This is a genomic window from Ancylobacter mangrovi (assembly GCF_024752355.1).
GTDB lineage: Bacteria > Pseudomonadota > Alphaproteobacteria > Rhizobiales > Xanthobacteraceae > Ancylobacter > Ancylobacter mangrovi.
On record NZ_JANTHZ010000009.1, the window covers coordinates 52005 to 68275 of the forward strand.

The 16271-nt window shown below is 69.1% G+C and carries 14 protein-coding genes; 4 read left to right on the plus strand and 10 right to left on the minus strand.

What is annotated here, in order from left to right; translation table 11 throughout:
• Positions 1-53 precede the first annotated feature (53 nt).
• From tgt to gyrA, 7 genes are all read right to left on the minus strand, one after another.
• Positions 54-1202 (minus strand): tRNA guanosine(34) transglycosylase Tgt, encoded by a 1149-nt coding sequence (gene tgt, locus NVS89_RS17930; protein WP_258734125.1) that lies wholly within the window; start codon positions 1200-1202, stop codon positions 54-56.
• Complete coding sequence (queA, locus tag NVS89_RS17935; protein ID WP_258734126.1) at positions 1199-2284, minus strand: tRNA preQ1(34) S-adenosylmethionine ribosyltransferase-isomerase QueA; 1086 nt, start codon at positions 2282-2284, stop codon at positions 1199-1201. The genes tgt and queA overlap by 4 nt, the downstream gene beginning before the upstream one ends.
• 128 nt (positions 2285-2412) lie before the next feature.
• Entirely contained in the window at positions 2413-2871 is a 459-nt protein-coding gene (locus tag NVS89_RS17940; RefSeq protein WP_258734127.1) for a peptidylprolyl isomerase, read from the minus strand.
• A 42-nt stretch (positions 2872-2913) separates the two neighbouring features.
• On the minus strand, positions 2914-3468 hold the full coding sequence (locus tag NVS89_RS17945) for a peptidylprolyl isomerase (RefSeq protein WP_258734128.1): 555 nt from the start codon (positions 3466-3468) through the stop codon (positions 2914-2916).
• Positions 3469-3509: 41 nt separating this feature from the next.
• Positions 3510-4019: a pantetheine-phosphate adenylyltransferase gene (gene coaD, locus NVS89_RS17950; protein ID WP_258734129.1), complete on the minus strand. Its 510-nt coding sequence runs from the start codon at positions 4017-4019 to the stop codon at positions 3510-3512.
• Between the two features lie 127 nt (positions 4020-4146).
• Positions 4147-4728, minus strand: coding sequence for an LOG family protein (locus NVS89_RS17955; protein ID WP_258734130.1), 582 nt, complete (start codon positions 4726-4728; stop codon positions 4147-4149).
• A 34-nt stretch (positions 4729-4762) separates the two neighbouring features.
• Positions 4763-7519 (minus strand): DNA gyrase subunit A, encoded by a 2757-nt coding sequence (gene gyrA, locus NVS89_RS17960; protein WP_258734131.1) that lies wholly within the window; start codon positions 7517-7519, stop codon positions 4763-4765.
• A 378-nt stretch (positions 7520-7897) separates the two neighbouring features.
• On the opposite strand from gyrA, the gene NVS89_RS17965 reads away from it, so the two are divergent.
• Positions 7898-8524, plus strand: coding sequence for a MarC family protein (locus tag NVS89_RS17965; protein WP_258734132.1), 627 nt, complete (start codon positions 7898-7900; stop codon positions 8522-8524).
• Positions 8525-9142: 618 nt separating this feature from the next.
• On the opposite strand, the gene ssb is transcribed toward NVS89_RS17965, so the two are convergent.
• Entirely contained in the window at positions 9143-9676 is a 534-nt protein-coding gene (gene ssb / locus NVS89_RS17970; RefSeq protein ID WP_258734133.1) for a single-stranded DNA-binding protein, read from the minus strand.
• Between the two features lie 287 nt (positions 9677-9963).
• On the opposite strand from ssb, the gene NVS89_RS17975 reads away from it, so the two are divergent.
• Positions 9964-10131 carry a hypothetical protein gene (locus NVS89_RS17975; RefSeq protein ID WP_258734134.1) on the plus strand — a complete coding sequence of 56 codons (168 nt, stop codon included), beginning with the start codon at positions 9964-9966 and terminating at the stop codon, positions 10129-10131.
• A gap of 163 nt (positions 10132-10294) precedes the next feature.
• Complete coding sequence (uvrA, locus tag NVS89_RS17980) at positions 10295-13201, plus strand: excinuclease ABC subunit UvrA (RefSeq protein WP_258734135.1); 2907 nt, start codon at positions 10295-10297, stop codon at positions 13199-13201.
• Positions 13202-13263: 62 nt separating this feature from the next.
• Here uvrA and NVS89_RS17985 read toward each other — a convergent pair whose 3' ends face one another.
• Positions 13264-14337: a COX15/CtaA family protein gene (locus tag NVS89_RS17985; protein ID WP_258734136.1), complete on the minus strand. Its 1074-nt coding sequence runs from the start codon at positions 14335-14337 to the stop codon at positions 13264-13266.
• A gap of 167 nt (positions 14338-14504) precedes the next feature.
• Between NVS89_RS17985 and NVS89_RS17990 the strand changes: the two genes are divergently transcribed.
• Positions 14505-14747: a DUF2842 domain-containing protein gene (locus NVS89_RS17990; protein ID WP_258734137.1), complete on the plus strand. Its 243-nt coding sequence runs from the start codon at positions 14505-14507 to the stop codon at positions 14745-14747.
• A 12-nt stretch (positions 14748-14759) separates the two neighbouring features.
• On the opposite strand, the gene NVS89_RS17995 is transcribed toward NVS89_RS17990, so the two are convergent.
• Positions 14760-16232, minus strand: a complete 1473-nt coding sequence (locus NVS89_RS17995; protein WP_258734138.1) for a lipopolysaccharide biosynthesis protein — start codon at positions 16230-16232, stop codon at positions 14760-14762.
• Between the last annotated feature and the right edge of the window lie 39 nt (positions 16233-16271).

Sequence of the window (16271 nt, forward strand, 5' to 3'; positions counted from 1 at the left end):
CGGCCGGGTTCCAAGCCCGGCCGCTTTCGATTCGTGCCTTGGAGGGCGTGCCCTCAGCCGCGCGCGGGGATGTCGCCGCGCGCCCAGCCGTCCTTCACTTCGGCGCGATAGGCCTCGAACCGGCCCTCGCCGATCGCCGTGCGGATGCCCTCCATCAGGCTCTGGTAATAGGCGAGGTTCACCCAGGTCAGCAGCATCGCGCCCAGCATCTCGTCGCAGCGGGTGAGATGGTGGAGATAGGCACGCGAATAGTCGCGTGCGGCCGGGCAGTCGCTCTCCTCGTCCAGCGGGCGCGGATCGTCGGCGTGGCGGGCGTTCTTCAGGTTGATCTTGCCGAAGCGGGTGAAGGCCTGCGCGTGCCGGCCGGCGCGGGTCGGCATCACGCAGTCGAACATGTCGACGCCGCGCGCCGCGCTCTCGATGATGTCCTCTGGCGTGCCCACGCCCATCAGGTAGCGCGGCCGGTTCGCCGGCAGGATCGGGTTCACCACCTCCAGCATGGCGAGCATCACGGCCTGCGGCTCCCCGACGGCGAGGCCGCCGATCGAATAGCCGGGAAAGCCGATGTCGACGAGACCGCGCGCGGATTCCTCGCGCAGCGCCGCGTCGTCGCCCCCCTGCACGATGCCGAACAGCGCCCGGCCTTTCGGCTGGCGCTCGAACGCCTTCTTCGAACGCTCGGCCCAACGCAGCGAGAGGTTCAGCGCGCGGGCGATCTCCTCGCGGCTGGCGGGAAGGCGCACGCATTCGTCGAGCTGCATCTGGATGTCGGAGCCGAGCAGGCCCTGGATCTCCACCGAGCGTTCGGGCGAGAGTTCGTGATAGCTGCCGTCGATATGCGAACGGAAGGTCACGCCCTTCTCGTTCATCTTCCGGAGCGCGGCCAGCGACATGATCTGGAAGCCGCCGGAATCGGTGAGGATCGGGTGGGGCCAGCGCATGAAGGCGTGCAGGCCGCCCAGCTCCGCCACCCGCTCGGCGGTCGGACGCAGCATCAGGTGATAGGTGTTGCCGAGCACGATGTCGGCGCCGAGCTCGCGCACCTGCTCGGGATACATGCCCTTCACCGTGGCGGCGGTGCCGACCGGCATGAAGGCCGGCGTGTTGACGATGCCGCGCGGGGTGACGACCTCGCCGAGGCGCGCCGCGCCGTCGGTGGCCTTCAGGCGGTAGTGGAAGTCGATCGTGGACAGGTCGTTCATGGACGCGCTTGTGGCAGCAAAAGGCAGGCGTCGCCATAGGAATAGAAGCGATAGCCGGCGCGGATCGCGTGCGCATAGGCCCGCTTCTGCGGCTCGTGCCCGATGAAGGCGGCAACCAGCATGACGAGGGTCGAGCGCGGCAGGTGGAAGTTGGTCAGCATGCCGTCGATATAGCGGAATCGGTAGCCGGGCGTGATGAAGATGTCGGTCTCGCCGCGCCAGGCCTGCAAGTCGCCCTCAGGCGAGGCGGCGCTCTCGATCAGCCGGGTCGCCGTGGTGCCGATGGTGACGACCCGCCCACCGCGCGCCTTCACGGCGTTAAGCGCGGCCGCGGTCTCGGCCGAGACCTCACCCCACTCTGCGTGCATGCGGTGGTCGGCCGTGTCCTCCACCTTCACCGGCAGGAAGGTGCCCGCCCCGACATGCAGCGTCAGGCGGTGGGTGGCGATGCCGCGCGCCTCCAGCCGGGCGATCAGCTCGGGCGTGAAGTGCAGCCCCGCCGTCGGCGCGGCGACCGAGCCCTCATGGGCGGCGAACATGGTCTGGTAGTCGCTGCGGTCCTGCGCGTCGTCGGGGCGCCGCGTCGCGATGTAGGGCGGCAGCGGGATGTGGCCGATGGCGGCGATGGCGGCGTCGAGCTCGGCACCGCCAAGCTCGAAGCGCAGCGTGACCTCGCCGCCCTCGCCCTTCGCTTCCAGCGTGGCGGAAAGATGCCGCACGCCATCCGGCGCGGAAAACTCTATCACGTCGCCCGGCGCGAGGCGCTTGCCCGGGCGCGCCAGCACCAGCCACGTATCGGCGGCGATGCGCTTGTGCAGCATCGCCTCGACATGCACGCCCTCGCCCTGCGAGGAGGTCCGCCGGCGGATGCCGTCGAGCCGGGCCGGCACGACGCGGGTGTCGTTCACCACCAGTGCGTCGCCGGGCGCCAGCACCTCCGGCAGGTCGCGCACATGGGCGTCCGTCAGCTCCGGCTCGGCGCCGGGGCGTATGACGAGCATCCGGGCCGCGTCGCGCGGCGAGACGGGACGCAGGGCGATGCGCTCGGGCGGGAGCTCGAAATCGAAAAGGTCGACATGCATGGGCTTCGGCGGCGATGGCTGAACGCGAAAAGACGGGCGGGCGGCGGGCGGCGCCTAAGCCCGGAAACGACGATCCCGGAGCGCGCTCGCGCGCGTCCCCGGGACCAGTTCGGTCGAAACGGCGTCGATCAGGCGGAGACGGAAGCCTTCACGATCTTGTCGGGGTTCTGCACCGGCTCGCCGCGCTTGATCTTGTCGACGTTTTCCATGCCTTCGACGACTTCGCCCCAGACGGTGTACTGGCCGTCGAGGAAGGAGGCGTCGGCGAAGCAGATGAAGAACTGGCTGTCGCCCGAATCCGGGTTCTGAGCCCGCGCCATCGAGGCGGTGCCGCGCACGTGCTTGCCCTTGTTGAACTCGGCCTTGAGCTTCTTGCCCGAGCCGCCGGTGCCGTTGCCGAACTGGCCGTCGCCGGTCTGGGCCATGAAGCCCTCGATCACGCGGTGGAACGGCACATTGTCATAGAAGCCTTCGGTGGCGAGCTCGGCGATGCGGGCCACATGGTTCGGAGCAAGATCCGGGCGGAACTTGATCTTCACCGGTCCCTGCGTGGTTTCGAGCAGCAGGAAATTCGTGTTGTCGGACATGACTTTCTCCTTGGAAATGGACGTTGCGGACGCGGAAGCGCCTCACTTGACGTCGGAGGCGACCTTCATCGAGACGATCTTGTCCGGGTTCTGCACCGGCTCGCCGCGCTTGAGCTTGTCGACGTTCTCCATGCCGGAGACGACCTGGCCGATCACCGTGTACTGGCCGTTCAGGAACGAGGCGTCGCCAAAGCAGATGAAGAACTGGGAATTCGCGCTGTCCGGGCTCGAGGCGCGGGCCATGCCGACCGTGCCGCGCTTGAAGGGCACGTTGGAGAACTCGGCCTTGAGGTCGGGATAGCGCGATCCGCCGGTGCCGTTGCCATATTGGCCGTCGCCGGTCTGGGCCATGAAGCCGTCGATCACGCGGTGGAACGGCACGTTGTCGTAGAAGCCCTCGCGCGCCAGCTTCTTGATGCGCTCGGCGTGCTTGGGAGCGATGTCGGTACGCAGCACGAAGACCACCGGACCCTTGGTGGTCTGCATGACGATGGTGTTCTGCGGGTCGACATTCGGCGGCAGCTTGGGCGCCTGCGCCGCGGCCGGGAGAGCAAAGGCGCAGGCGAGGACGACGGCGGCGAAAAGGCTTCGGATCATCGGGAGAACTCCGTTGGACGCTCGTTCGGCGGCGTCCGCGTCTAGTCGGTCCGGCCGAAGCGCGCCTTCAGGCGGCTCAGCACGGCGGGCGGAACGAAGGCGGAGACGTCTCCACCCATGGCGGCGATCTGCCTGACCAGAGTGGCGGTGATGGGGCGGGCGATCGGCGAGGCCGGCAGGAACACGGTCTGCACTTCCGGGCGCAGCGTGCCGTTCATTCCCGCCATCTGCATCTCGTAGTCGAGATCGGTGCCGTCGCGCAGGCCGCGAATGAGGATGCCGGCGCCATGGCTGAGCGCCGCGTCGACCACCAGCCCGTCGAACGTCACGCAGTCGAGCGCCGCGCCCTGCTCCGCCGCGACCGGAGCGAACACTTCGCGCAGCATGTCGAGCCGCTCGGCGGCGGCGAACAGGGGCGTCTTGCCCGGATGAACCCCGACCCCGACCACCAGCCGGTCCGCCAGGCGCGCGGCGGCCCGCGCCACCTCGACATGCCCATTGGTCGGCGGATCGAACGAGCCGGGATAGAAGGCGGTGCGCGCAGCGCTCATAGGCGGCCCCATCGGCGGTTCCGTGTGCGCGGCAAGGGTTAGACGGCTCCCGCCGCGGAAGCAAGCCGAGCGGGGCGTGCGCGCGCCGTTCCCGGCCGCGCGGCTCCCCCTCCTTCGGCGGCGAGGCTCAGCGTTCGCCGCGCCCGATCCACTTGGTCACCCTCGGCGGGTGGTAGGCTCGCAGCTTTTCGAGCAGCTCCGCCGGCTCGTTCGCCACCAGCAGCATGTCGCGATGCGGCCCGCGCATGAAGCCTTCCTCCACCGCATAGTCGATGAAGGAGAGCAGGCGCCCGAAATAGCCCTCGACGTTCAGCACCGCGCAGGGCTTGTCGTGGCTGCCGAGCTGGGCCCAGGTCCATACCTCGAACAGCTCTTCCAGCGTGCCGACCCCGCCCGGCAGGGCGATGAAGCCGTCGGAGAGTTCCGCCATCAGCGCCTTGCGCTCGTGCATAGAGCCGACCACGCGCAGGTCCGACAGGCCCTTGTGGCCGATCTCCTTGTCGATCAGCCGCTGCGGGATGATGCCGATCACCTCGCCGCCGGCTTCGAGCGCGGCATTGGCGAGCGCGCCCATCAGGCCGACCGACGCGCCGCCATAGACGAGGCCAATGCCCTCGCGGGCAAGCGTGCGGCCGAGGCTCGCCGCCGCCTCCTCATAGCCCGGACGGCGGCCGGGATTGGAGCCGAGAAAGACGCACAGACGACGCATGGGATTCTCCCGGAGTGAGGACGGGGCGAGGCGGCTATTCGGCCGTGTCCTCGCCGGCGATGTCCTCGCTCTCCTCCTCGCTGACCCGCTCGACCGAGACCACCTTCTCGTCCTCGGCGGTGTCGAACACGATGACGCCCTGGCTGCCGCGCCCGACGATGCGGATGCCGTTGACCGGGCAGCGGATGAGCTGCCCGCCATCGGTGACCAGCATGATCTGGTCGGTCTCCTCCACCGGGAAGGACGCCACCAGCGGGCCGTTGCGGTTGTTCACCGCCATGGCGACGATGCCCTTTCCGCCGCGCCGCGTGGTGCGGTACTCGAAGGACGAGGTGCGCTTGCCGTAGCCGTTCTCGGAGAGGGTGAGGATGAACTGCTCGGCCGCGCTCATCTGCGCGTAGCGGCTGAGGTCGAGCTCGCCGCCGCCGGCCGCGACCTCCTCGGCATCGGCATCGATGATCTCGACATCGGCCTCGCCGCTCTCCTCCGCGCCGTTCTGGCTGCGCCGGACGGCGTTGGCGCGCTTGATGTATTCGGCGCGCTCCTCGGCCGTCGCCGCGACATGGCGGATGATCGCCATCGAGATCAGCCGGTCGCCGCCCTCGAGCTGGATGCCGCGCACGCCCATCGAGTCGCGCCCCTTGAAGATGCGCACCTCGGTGACGGGGAAGCGGATGCACTGGCCGTTGGCGCTGGTCAGCAGGACGTCGTCGTCCTCGCCGCACAGCTCGACATCGGCGATCGACTCGCCCTCCTCCAGCTTCATGGCGATCTTGCCGTTCCGGTTCACATTGGTGAAATCGGAGAGCTGGTTGCGCCGCACCGAGCCGGAGGTGGTGGCGAACATGATCTGTAGCCGGCTCCAGGTCTCTTCGTCCGGCAGCGCCATGATCGAGGTGATCCGCTCGCCCTCGGTCAGCGGCAGGATGTTCACCAGAGCCTTGCCGCGGGCCTGCGGCGCGGACACCGGCAGGCGCCAGACCTTCAGCTTGTAGACCTGGCCCTTGGAGGAGAAGAACAGCACCGGCGCGTGGGTCGAGGCGACGAAGATCCGGGTGACGAAATCCTCGTCCCGCGTCTGCATGCCGGAGCGGCCCTTGCCCCCGCGCCGCTGGGCGCGATAGGTCGACAGCGGCACGCGCTTCACATAGCCCGCATGCGAGACGGTGACGACCATCTCCTCGCGGGCGATGAGATCCTCGTCCTCGAAATCGCCGTCGGCCTCGGTGATCTCGGTCCGCCGCGGCGTGCCGAATTGTTCTTTGACTTCAACGAGCTCGCTCTTGACGATCGAGCGGATGCGCTCGCGGCTGCCGAGGATGTCGAGATAGTCGCGGATCTCCACGGCGATCTTGTCGAGCTCGTCGGCGATCTCGTCGCGGCCGAGCGCGGTGAGGCGCTGCAGGCGCAGGTCGAGGATCGCGCGGGCCTGCTCGGCCGAGAGCCGGTACGTCCCGTCCTCCGCCAGCTTGTGGCGCGGGTCGTCGATCAGCGCGATCAGCGGCGCGACGTCGTGCGCCGGCCAGTGACGGGTCATCAGCGCCTCGCGCGCCGTCGCCGGATCGGGCGAGGTGCGGATGGTGTGGATCACCTCGTCGATGTTCGCGACCGCGATGGCGAGGCCCACCAACACATGGGCGCGGTCACGCGCCTTGCGCAGTAGGAATTTCGTGCGCCGGCTAACGACATCCTCGCGGAAGGCGACGAAGGCGGTGAGCAGGTCGAGCAGCGTCATCACCGCCGGCCGGCCGCCGTTCAGCGCCACCATGTTGGCGCCGAAGGAGGTCTGCAGCGCGGTCATGCGGAACAGATTGTTGAGGACGATGTCCGCCTGCGCGTCGCGCTTGATCTCGAACACCACGCGCAGCCCCTCGCGGGAGCTCTCGTCGCGGATCTCGGCGATGCCCTCGAGGCGCTTGTCGCGCACCAGTTCGGCGATGCGCTCGATCATCGCCGCCTTGTTCACCTGGTAGGGGATCTCGGTGACGATGATCGCCTCGCGATCCTTGCGCAGGGTCTCGATGCTGGCGCGCGAGCGCATCACGATCGAGCCGCGGCCGGTGAGATAGGCCTGGCGGATGCCGCTGCGCCCGAGGATCAGCGCCCCGGTCGGGAAATCGGGGCCGTGGATGTAGTCCAGCAGCGCCTCGCCCTGCAGCGAGGGATCGTCGATCAGCGCCACGCAGGCATCGATGACCTCGCCGAGATTGTGCGGGGGGATGTTGGTCGCCATGCCGACCGCGATGCCGCCGGCGCCGTTCACCAGAAGGTTCGGCAGCCGCGCGGGGAGCACGGTGGGCTCCCGCTCGCGTCCGTCATAGTTCTCGCCGAAGTCGACCGTGTCCTTGTCGAGGTCGTCGAGCAGCGTCATCGCCGGGCGGGCGAGCCGCACCTCGGTGTAGCGTTCGGCCGCGGGCGGGTCGCCGTCGATCGAGCCGAAATTGCCCTGCCCGTCCACCAGCGGCAGGCGCATCGAGAAGTCCTGCGCCAGGCGCACCAGCGCGTCGTAGATCGCCTGGTTGCCGTGCGGATGGTACTTACCCATCGTGTCGCCGGTGACGCGGGCGGATTTGTTGTACGGGCGTTCGGGCGTGTAATTGTTCTCGCGCATCGAGAACAGGATGCGCCGGTGCACCGGTTTCAGCCCGTCGCGCACGTCCGGAAGCGCGCGCGAGACGATGACGCTCATCGCATAGTCGAGATAGCTGCGCGAGAGCTCGTCGGTGATGGAGACGGGCCGAATATCCGAAGGCTCTGCGCCCTCGGGCCTAGACGTATCGGAATCGGACAAGGAAGCGACTTTTCTCAGGTTGCATAAGGTGCCTCCTGTCTAGCCGATTCCGCTGCGAGACGCCAGCCGGACGCCTTCGGCGAGGCGCGAAATATACATTGAAAATCAATGCATTACAGACCACACTTCGTAACGCTGGGAGAACGTGGCGGAACCAAGGCCGACAGGTATCATGAAACGGCCATTCGGGGCCGATTCCGGTGCCGGCGGCGTGGGGTGACGCCGGAGTACCGTAGGCCGTAACGTGCCGACGCTTCGCCGGCTCATCCGGCCGCCTGTCGGGCAAATGGAAGATGAGTGCTGGCGGGCCGAGTTCGGGCGCGGACGCGGCGCGAAAGGCGCTGGATGCGGCATGTGATCGGGCGGGGGAGCTGACTGATGCTGGACTACGTGTTCTCGGCGGCCGCGACCATGCTGGTGGTCATCGATCCGATCGGCCTCACGCCCATCTTCCTCGCCGTGACCTCCGACCTCTCGGCGAGCGAGCGGCGGGCGGTGGCGGTCCGCGCGTCGGTCATTGCGCTGGCCATACTGGTGCTGTTCGGGCTCGTCGGGGCGCCGCTGCTCCACGCGCTCGGCATCACCCTGCCCGCCTTCCGGATCGCCGGCGGGCTGCTGCTGTTCACGATCTCGTTCGAGATGGTGTTCGCCCGCCGTAGCGAGCGCAAGTTCGAGGCCGCCGAGGCGGCGATGCGCGAGCAGCACCTGCGCATGATCGCCGTGTTCCCGCTCGCCATCCCGCTCATGGCGGGACCGGGTGCCATCACCGCCATGCTGCTGCTGTCGGGCGAGGCGCATGGCGAGGCCCCGCGCCTCGCCGCGCTGTTCGCCATCACGCTCGCAGTGCTGGCGAGCTGCCTGCTGGTGTTCCTGATCGCGGACCGGATGAACCGCCTGCTCGGCGTCACCGGCAACGCCATCCTCTCGCGCCTGCTCGGCGTGGTGCTCGCTGCCCTCGCGGTCCAGTTCGTGATCGACGGCATCAAGGCCACGTTCATGCCGTGACCTGCCCGCCTGCCGGTAGCGGCTCGGGAGTCGAACGCGCCCCGAAGCATGGGGCGCCTGCGCCAGAACGTGAACGGGGTCGCCGGCTTCAGGCCGCCGAAGAGCGGGCGAGGCATCGCCCGTTGGCGGACCGGTACGACATGCCGATGGGTGCCCGGAAGTTCGCCCGGCGGCACCCAGATCACGTAGAGCGGCAGGAAGCAGATCAGCCCGAACGGCCAGACCGGCGCATCTGGCCGATTCAGGACGAGCCGGCCACCCCGGTCGCCATCAGAGCTCCGCACCACACCCGGCCAGCGCCGCGGCGGGCCGCAGTGCCCTTAGGCCCGCCGAACAGCGCAACGCCGAGGTCGGCAAGCGTCGAAAAGGCGTAAATGCAGATCGGCAGGGAAGCCTAGAGAAGCGGCGCCAGGTTCATCCCATGCCGCTCGGTCGCCCCCGAGCCCCTTACGCCATCACGCTTGCCGGTCCCGGCGTCCATCGTCGGGCGCACCGCATAGCAAGGCGGGCGGGCAGTTCACACTTTGCCGCCTCGCCGGCCTTATCCCGCCGGTCCGGCTGGAACATCGAGCCGCGCGAGGCCCAGCGCGGGAGAAGGCCCCGTAACAGGCACAAGGCTCAGAACGGAATTTCGTCGTCGAGATCGCCGCCGCCGCCCGAGCCGCCGATGGGGGCCGGCTTGCGCTCGCCGCCGAAGGAGCGTCCGCCCGAACCGCCGCTGCCGCCACCGAAGCTGCCGGACGAGCCGAAATCGCTGCCGCCGGAGCCGTAATCCTCGCCTTCCGAGGAGCCACCGCTGCCGCGGCTGTCGAGGATGGTCAATTCGCCGCGGAACGGGCGCAGCACCACCTCGGTGAAATAGCGCTCGCCGCCGGACTGGTCGGTCGCCTTGCGGGTCTCGAGCTGGCCCTCGACATAGACCTTCGAGCCCTTGCGCAGATACTGCTCGGCGACGCGCAGCAGGTTCTCGTTGAAGATGACGACGCTGTGCCACTCCGTGCGCTCGCGGCGCTCGCCCGACGCCTTGTCGCGCCAGGTCTCGGAGGTGGCGAGGCGCAGATTGCACACCCGGCCGCCGTTCTGGAACGTACGCACTTCCGGATCGCGGCCGAGATTGCCGACCAGGATCACCTTGTTGACGCTGCCCGCCATCCTATCCTCCGCATCCGGACGCCGTGCCGGCGTCCTCCCGTCAAAGACCTGATCTTATAGCCAACCACGCCGGGCACGGCGCGGCACGCGGCATGCTTGTCCACTATATTGGCACGCTCGCGGCACCGCGCCGGCCGTTCCTGGCGTGCCCATGTAAATCGTTCTTGTTATGTTCCTAGCATTGTGGCCTGATGGGCGCAAGCATGCGACTCGTGCAATTGCAGCCGCCGGAAGGGCCACTATGTTAAGGACACGTCAACCGAGACGCTTATCGAGCTTGTGATGCCATGACCGATCCGCGCAACCGCCGCCGTGCCGCCCGCGCTATCGCCCTGCGCGCCGAGGATGCCCGCCAGATGATGATCCGCCGGGCGCTCCTCGCCGTTTCGGGCGGCCTCATCGCCGCGCTGGGCTGCGCGGCGATCGCCCTCAAGGGCGCCGGCATCGCTTTCTGATCCCCGGCCGGCGGGCATTCGTGCCTGCGAGGCCGGAAGGGAAGGCGACAGCCGGGCCGACATTCCGGCCTGATCCGCGCCGCCGGCCTGCCCGGCGTGCGGTGTCGGGTGCGGAACAGATGTGAAGATCGGCCCGGCCGAGGGCCCGCATGAAGAGACAGCAATGAAGGACCGCGTGGATCCCTCGCCGCGCCGCGATGCCCGTTCGATCACGATCCGGGGCGCTCGCGAGCACAATCTGAAGAATGTCGATCTGGAGATCCCGCGCGACAGCCTTGTCGTGTTCACCGGCCTGTCGGGGTCGGGCAAGTCCTCGCTCGCCTTCGACACCATCTATGCCGAGGGCCAGCGCCGCTATGTCGAGAGCCTCTCGGCCTATGCCCGCCAGTTCCTGGAGATGATGCAGAAGCCGGACGTCGACCAGATCGACGGCCTGTCCCCGGCCATCTCCATCGAACAGAAGACGACGTCCAAGAACCCGCGCTCGACGGTCGGCACCGTCACCGAGATCTACGACTATATGCGCCTGCTCTGGGCGCGCGTCGGCGTGCCCTATTCGCCGGCGACCGGCCTGCCGATCGAGAGCCAGACCGTCAGCCAGATGGTCGACCGGGTCCTCGCCCTGCCCGAGCGCACGCGGCTCTACCTGCTGGCGCCGGTGGTGCGTGGGCGCAAGGGCGAGTACCGCAAGGAGCTGGCCGAGTTCCAGAAGAAGGGCTTCCAGCGGGTCAAGATCGACGGCGAGTTCCACGAGATCGCCGAGGCGCCGGCGCTCGATAAGAAGTTCAAGCACGACATCGATGTGGTGGTGGACCGCCTCGTGGTGCGCGCCGACATGGCGAGCCGCCTCGCCGACAGCTTCGAGACCGCGCTCGGCCTCGCCGACGGCATAGCCGTGATCGAATTCGCCGACGAGGCGGATGAGGGCGGCGCGGCGCGGCGCATCATCTTCTCGGAGAAGTTCGCCTGCCCGGTCTCCGGCTTCACCATCCCCGAGATCGAGCCGCGGCTGTTCTCCTTCAACAACCCGTTCGGCGCATGCCCGGTCTGCGACGGCCTCGGCCATGAGAGCAAGATCGACCCCGAACTCGTGGTGCCGGACCGCTCGCGCTCGCTGAAGCAGGGGGCGCTCGCGCCCTGGGCCAAGTCCTCCTCGCCCTATTACGGCCAGACGCTGGACGCCCTCGCCCGCCATTACGGTTTCAAGCTCACCACGCCGTGGGAAGACCTGCCCGCCAAGGCGCAGGAGATCATCCTCTACGGATCGGGCGGCGAGAGCGTGCGCTTCGTCTATGACGACGGCATGCGCGCCTACGAGACCTCGAAGACCTTTGAGGGCATCATCACCAATCTCGAGCGGCGCTGGCGCGAGACCGAGAGCGACTGGGCGCGCGAGGAGATCGGCAAGTACTTCTCCGCCGTGCCCTGCGCCGCCTGCCACGGCTACCGGCTCAAGCCCGAGGCGCTGGCGGTGAAGATCGCTGGCCAGCACATCGGCGAGGCGGCGGTGCTTTCCGTGCGCACGGCGCTGGAATGGTTCACCGCCCTGCCCGGCCAGCTCACCGACAAGCAGAACGAGATCGCGGTGCGCATCCTCAAGGAGATCCGCGAGCGCCTCGCCTTCCTGCTCGATGTGGGGCTGGACTATCTCACCCTCGCCCGCGCCTCCGGCACGCTGTCGGGCGGCGAGAGCCAGCGCATCCGCCTCGCCTCGCAGATCGGCTCCGGCCTGACCGGCGTGCTCTATGTGCTGGACGAGCCCTCCATCGGCCTGCACCAGCGCGACAATGAGCGCCTGCTCGGCACGCTGAAGCGGCTGCGCGACCTCGGTAACACCGTCGTCGTGGTCGAGCATGACGAGGACGCCATCCTCGCCGCCGACCACGTGGTCGATGTCGGCCCGGGCGCGGGCGTGCATGGCGGGCGCATCGTCGCCCAGGGCACTCCCTCGGACATCCTCGCCAGCCCGCACTCGCTCACCGGCAAGTACCTCACCGGCGCGCTGTCGGTGCCGGTGCCGCGGCGGCGCAAGCCGAACGCGAAGCGCCTGCTCCGGGTCGTCGGCGCGCGCGGCAACAATCTGAAGGACGTGACCGCCGAGATTCCGCTCGGCCTGTTCACCGCCGTCACCGGCGTGTCCGGCGGGGGCAAGTCCACCCTGCTCGTCGACACGCTCTACAAGGCGGTGGCGCGGCGCCTCAACGGCGCCTCCGAGCCGCCCGCCCCGCACGACCGGCTGGAGGGACTGGAGCACCTCGACAAGGTGATCGACATCGACCAGTCGCCGATCGGGCGCACGCCGCGCTCCAACCCGGCGACCTATACCGGCGCCTTCACACCGATCCGCGAATGGTTCGCCGGCCTGCCGGAGGCGAAGGCGCGCGGATACGGGCCGGGGCGCTTCTCCTTCAACGTGAAGGGCGGGCGCTGCGAGGCGTGCCAGGGCGACGGCGTCATCAAGATCGAGATGCACTTCCTGCCGGACGTCTACGTCACCTGCGACGTCTGCAAGGGCAAGCGCTACAACCGCGAGACGCTCGAGGTCACCTTCAAAAACAAGTCGATCGCCGACGTCCTCGACATGACGGTTGAGGAAGGGGCGACCTTCTTCAAGGCGGTGCCGGCGGTGCGCGAGAAGCTGGAGACGCTCTCGCGCGTCGGCCTCGACTACATCAAGGTCGGCCAGCAGGCGAACACGCTGTCGGGCGGCGAGGCGCAGCGGGTGAAGCTCTCCAAGGAGCTCTCGCGCCGTGCCACCGGGCGCACGCTCTATATCCTCGACGAGCCGACCACGGGCCTGCACTTCCACGACGTCGCCAAGCTGCTCGAGGTGCTGCACGAGCTGGTCGAGCAGGGCAATACGGTGGTGGTGATCGAGCACAATCTCGAGGTCATCAAGACCGCGGACTGGGTGATCGATCTCGGCCCGGAGGGCGGCGACGGCGGCGGCGAAATCGTCGCGGCCGGCCCGCCCGAGGCGATCGCCAAGAACGAGCGCAGCCACACCGGCCATTTCCTCGCCGAGGTGCTGGCGCGCCGGCCGATGAAGCCGCGCAGCGCGGCGGAATAGCTCGGCTCGGGAGCTCATCCGGGGCGGGTTCCCGGAGGACTTCGCGCGCCCGGCAGCCGGGCTCAGGCAGACTGGTGGATGCGCACCACGTTCACGGTCGCCGCGATCAGCACGATGGTGGCGCCGAACTGGTGGGCGAGCGCGATATCGATCGGCACCTGGTTGATCAGCGTGACGATGCCGAGGAACGCCTGCGTGCACACCAGCGCCAGGATCAGCAGGGCGCGCTTCGCCACCGCGCCGTGCACCCGCCGCGCGCTGAGCCAGTTGCCGATCGCCAGCGCAAGCAGCAGGTAGGCCACCAGCCGGTGGTCGAACTGCACGGTGAGAGCGTTCTCGAAGAAATTGCGCCAGGCGGGTTGCAGCAGCAGCAGGTTCTGCACCGGCGGCACCATGTGGCCGTCCATCAGCGGCCATGTCGTGTAGGTCAGCCCGGCATCGAGGCCGGCGACGAGCCCGCCCAGGAAGATCTGCAGCACCACGATGCCCAGCAGCAGCCGCGAATAGCCGCGCAGCCACTGCGGGACGGCCTGTCGCGCGGCGAGCGGCTTCAGCGACACCGCGACCGCGACCGTCGCGGCGAGGATCAGGCAGGCGAGCGTGAGATGAGTGGCAAGCCGGTACTGGCTGACCTCGACCCGGTTGACGAGGCCGGAGGCCACCATCCACCAGCCGACCGCCCCCTGCAGCCCGCCGAGCACGAACAGCCCGCCCAGCTTCACGCCGAGCGCGCGGTCGATCAGCCCGCGCCAGAGGAAGAACAGGAACGGCAGCAGGAAGACGAAGCCGATCAGCCGGCCGAGCAGGCGATGGCCCCATTCCCACCAGAAGATGTACTTGAACTGCTCGAGGCTCATGCCCCGGTTGATCTGCTGGTATTGCGGGATCTGGCGGTACTTCTCGAACTCGGACTGCCAGGCCTCCTCGCTCAGCGGTGGCAGTGCGCCCGTCACCGGCTGCCATTCGGTGATGGAAAGGCCGGACTCGGTCAGACGCGTGGCACCGCCGACGACCACCATCAGAACGATCATGGCGGCGACCGCGTAGAGCCACAGCCGCACCGGCTTCATCCGGTCGGCGGGCGTGGCGGCGACGTCGGCAATCGCGCCCGTCGTCGCGGCGTGGTCGAGGGCCATGGCTGCGCTCCCTGATTGCGCGGAGTTCCGCTCTGACCCTCAGCCCCTCGGGTCGCCACGGGCCGGGCGGCTTCCGCCGCGGCGAGGCGAGCGATATAGAGGCAGGCGCGCGGGCGCAACGGGTCTTTTTGTCCCGCGCCACCTTGTGACCAAGCGGGAGCCGGACCATGAGCAACGCCCCTGTCGGCCTGTCGCCGCGCCTGCGCAAGTTCGTCGGCACGGTGCTGATGCTGGTGCTGGTGCTCGTCTGGGCGCTGGGCGCGATGGCTCTGGCGCAGGGCCGCGTCACGCAGCTTCCCGGCTACCTGCAATTCGTCGCCTATGTCGTGCTGGGCTTCGGCTGGGTGTTTCCCGCCGGCCTTCTCATCCGCTGGATGCTGAAGCACGACCGGCGGCAGGAAACGCTCTAGGCGCGCAAAGCCTCAGGCAGCCTCGCACAAAGCGGGGTTCTCGGCGACCTCCGCGAAGGTCACCATGGCGATCTCGGCGAAGCCGAGGTCGGCGAGCCCGTCGAAGGCACGCACGGCTTCCGTCGCCGGACCGCCGGGCTGGGTGACGAGGATGAGGGTCGGCTTCAGCGCCGCGATGCCCTGCGCGCCCTCGCAGCCGCCGAGCGGCGGGGCGGCCACCACGACATGGTCGTAGGTCTGCACCAGCGCGCCGAGGATCAGCGCCAGCCGGTCGGCGCCGATCAGCCCGTCCGCCTCCCGCGCGCCGCGTCCGGGCGGAATGACATGGCAGCGCGAGGCGTTCTCGCGATGGATCGCGTCGGAAAAGCTCGCCACACCGAACAGCAGGTCGGTCAGCCCCGGCGCGCGCGGGTCCTCGGTCAGCGAGTCGAGCGGCGCGGCAGCGACGTCGAGGCAGACGATGACCACGCGCCGCTCCGCGCTCGCCAGCGAGCGGCCGAGCGCCAGCGCGCAGCGGGCGATCCCCTCGTCCGGCGTCGGGCCGGTCACCACCACCAGCCGGGCCGCCTCCCCGCGCAGCTCGATCAGCCGCGACAGGTCCGCGAGCTCGCCGTCGCGCGAGAGGCGGCGGCGCGGCACGAGAAAATCGTCGTCGGGATAGTCGCCGGCCATCTCGCCGCCGATCCACGGCAAATGCTGCGTCTCGCCCTGCGGGGCGGTCTGCGGCAGATGCGTCGGCTCGGGAGGCGGCACAGTGCGCTCGCGCCGGCGCAGCAGGCGGCGAAGGCCGAGGCTCGCGCCGAATCCGGCAAAGCCCAGCCCCAGCGCGACGGTGAAGGGCGCGGGCGTCGCGGGCTCGGAGGCCGGCACTGCGCTCGCGGCCAGCCGGGCCGCGGTCGAGATCGGGCCGTTCGGGTCCATGTTGAAAGCCGCCTTCTCCCTGCGCAGCCGGAGATAGGCGGCGGCGAAGGCATTGGCGATATCCGCCGACAGGCGCGGATCGGCCGAGGTGAAGCGGATCGCGGTCTGGCCGTCGGCAAGCGCGCGCACGTCGAGCCCCGACTCGATCGCTTCCAGCGCGCGCGATTCTTGCGAGGCACCCGCCTCGCCGAGGCCGATCGCCCCTGCCAGACGCTTGCCCGCGGCATCGGGCGCCAGCCGGGCGGCGAGATCCTTGTCGTCGAGAAGCTGACGGGCGAATTCGCGCGAGCCGATGATCTGCGCCTGGCTGCCGGAAGTGCCGCTCGAACGGCCCTCGGCGGAGATGCGCGCCTCGGAGGTGTAGCGCGGTGCGACGAGCTGGCTCGCCACACCGGCGACGAGAAGACCCGCGAGCGCCGGCACCAGCAGATGGCGGCGCGCGAAGCCGGACCGCAGCCCGCCGCGCACCGCGTTGCCCGTCGCCGAACCGTCGCGAGGCGTCCGGCGGGCGTCGTGCGCTCCCTCCGGCGACGCGATGTCCTGTGCGATCGTGCGCTCGTCCAACATGGCCTCATTAGGCGGCCATTGTGGTTTCTAGGGCGT

Excerpts from the sequence above, each read along its gene's own strand:
- queA (WP_258734126.1), bottom strand. The coding sequence starts at position 2,284 with ATGCATGTCGACCTTTTCGATTTCGAGCTCCCGCCCGAGCGCATCGCC.
- uvrA (WP_258734135.1), top strand. The coding sequence starts at position 10,295 with ATGAAGGACCGCGTGGATCCCTCGCCGCGCCGCGATGCCCGTTCGATC.
- NVS89_RS17965 (WP_258734132.1), top strand. The coding sequence starts at position 7,898 with ATGCTGGACTACGTGTTCTCGGCGGCCGCGACCATGCTGGTGGTCATC.
- NVS89_RS17955 (WP_258734130.1), bottom strand. The coding sequence starts at position 4,728 with ATGCGTCGTCTGTGCGTCTTTCTCGGCTCCAATCCCGGCCGCCGTCCG.
- NVS89_RS17940 (WP_258734127.1), bottom strand. The coding sequence starts at position 2,871 with ATGTCCGACAACACGAATTTCCTGCTGCTCGAAACCACGCAGGGACCG.
- tgt (WP_258734125.1), bottom strand. The coding sequence starts at position 1,202 with ATGAACGACCTGTCCACGATCGACTTCCACTACCGCCTGAAGGCCACC.
- NVS89_RS17990 (WP_258734137.1), top strand. The coding sequence starts at position 14,505 with ATGAGCAACGCCCCTGTCGGCCTGTCGCCGCGCCTGCGCAAGTTCGTC.
- ssb (WP_258734133.1), bottom strand. The coding sequence starts at position 9,676 with ATGGCGGGCAGCGTCAACAAGGTGATCCTGGTCGGCAATCTCGGCCGC.
- NVS89_RS17985 (WP_258734136.1), bottom strand. The coding sequence starts at position 14,337 with ATGGCCCTCGACCACGCCGCGACGACGGGCGCGATTGCCGACGTCGCC.
- coaD (WP_258734129.1), bottom strand. The coding sequence starts at position 4,019 with ATGAGCGCTGCGCGCACCGCCTTCTATCCCGGCTCGTTCGATCCGCCG.
- NVS89_RS17945 (WP_258734128.1), bottom strand. The coding sequence starts at position 3,468 with ATGATCCGAAGCCTTTTCGCCGCCGTCGTCCTCGCCTGCGCCTTTGCT.
- NVS89_RS17975 (WP_258734134.1), top strand. The coding sequence starts at position 9,964 with ATGACCGATCCGCGCAACCGCCGCCGTGCCGCCCGCGCTATCGCCCTG.